The 1,676-nt window shown below is 34.4% G+C and carries 1 protein-coding gene and 1 pseudogene; one reads left to right on the top strand and one right to left on the bottom strand.

The window, feature by feature from the left end; all coding sequences use genetic code 11:
- A pseudogene (locus QZT26_RS17505) lies at positions 1-471 on the bottom strand (ISAzo13 family transposase); the annotation flags it as partial.
- A 73-nt stretch (positions 472-544) separates the two neighbouring features.
- Here QZT26_RS17505 and QZT26_RS17500 point away from each other — a divergent pair.
- Positions 545-1,591, top strand: coding sequence for a hypothetical protein (locus tag QZT26_RS17500; protein WP_295104013.1), 1,047 nt, complete (start codon positions 545-547; stop codon positions 1,589-1,591).
- Positions 1,592-1,676 lie beyond the last annotated feature (85 nt).

The following is a 1,676-nucleotide window of genomic DNA, read 5'->3' as shown; positions in this document are numbered from 1 at the left end:
ATCAGGATGAGAATCTTCCAAAGATTTATCATTACCTTGAAGACTATACCCAAGTTGTTTAAGAATGACTCGAATTGTTTCGTAAGAAACTCCATATCCTTTTTTATAAAGCTCCTCGGATAAATGATGCGTACTTTTAGAGGTCCATTTCAGTGGAGACATTGGGTCCCCTCGGGTAGAATCTTCAATTAACAACTCAATTGTTTTTAATAATTTTTTGTTTTGAGCATGTTTGGGTTTAGGGCCGCCACCAGAAGCTCTCACACTCTCACTGGCATTATTTCCTCCACTCTCTAAATCAGATATCCCCTGATGGATAGTAGGCCTGGAGACGCCTGCAAGTCTTGCGATTTTAGAAATTCCACCATAGCCAATAGATTTTGCTTCTGCCCCTAAAAAGATTCTCTTTTGTCTTTCATTTAAAAAGGGTAAAATATCATTGATTTTTTCTTTAAGTTTTTCGGTAGACATAAAAACATTTTAACCGATTCCAGAATATATTTCAATCCAAAGTTGTAAATGTTATTATCTGACAGTCCCTGAGATGGTTCAAGACGCCTTATCTCTGCTTGCTGTTTCAGGACAAAATCTGGAAAGCATTAAAAACCAAAGATTCTACAGTCGAGTATGGAAAACAATAACAGGTAAAAACAAGGCATTGGCGCAGGAAAATCAAACAAACCTGCTTAAAGTCCAGAAGATAGCGATATATATGATGAACCTGGCTGTATCGAGAGATATTATATTAGCAGAAGCCGTAAAGGATATTCACCACAAAATAATTGGTATACGTTACGATCTTGGTGTATTTCAGGAAGCAGTCATAGCTACATTTAAATCATTGATCGACAAAATGTATCGAGTCGGAAATGATCTGGATTTTGCACAAATTATACAATTGATTGATAAAGGATACTACGATGAATATCCTTCTGAATATGCCGTTTTGAAGATAATAGACGATGTTATGGAAACAAAGACCTGTTTAGATGATAAAAAGCGGTTTTTGTTAGTTAATTCTCTGCAAGATAAAATATTGAATAAACAACCCTTAACATTAAAAGTATATCTTTGTGATTTACAAAAGCAGATGCCAAATAACTATGCAATCAAGCTGAAAGATAGATTTGGCGCTGTATTGTATGATCCCTACAATCCAATATTAAGGGGAATAGGATGTCTAATAACCTTTGTCGCACTCCCTGATTATAAGAAAAAGCTAGTTGCCTTTGATAAATTTATACTGAGTGAACTCCAAGACAAGGGTATTAAAATCAATGAAGAATTGCATGTTGAAGATATTGTAAGGAGCTTAATGGATATTGATATTATCATAAATAAAAAACTTGAGAAAGAAAACGCGGAAAGGTGTTTGACTGAAAATATTCAAGGCCAAATTGCTATTAGCAGTTTAGCAGAAAACGGCATTTATGGGAAAAGGCTATTTGATAATATGTGGAGTTTTCCCTTCAACGGGAAAATACACAGTAATATAGAAATTACAGAAAAACATATTAATTTTATTGTGTCGAAAATGCTTCATAGATTGCCTAGCGCGGCCTTTGGCCGCAACCAAAAAGGTGATTTTTAGTTTATTATAAAGTATAGTAGTATCCTCGTAAATAGTAATCAGACAATTTGGAGGACACTACTTATGAATAAGTTGATGGAATTAT

Origin of the sequence: uncultured Candidatus Kuenenia sp., assembly GCF_900696675.1 — a bacterium.
In the GTDB taxonomy this organism is placed as follows: Bacteria; Planctomycetota; Brocadiia; order Brocadiales; family Brocadiaceae; genus Kuenenia; species Kuenenia stuttgartiensis_A.
This window is presented reverse-complemented; position numbering and strand designations above follow the sequence as displayed.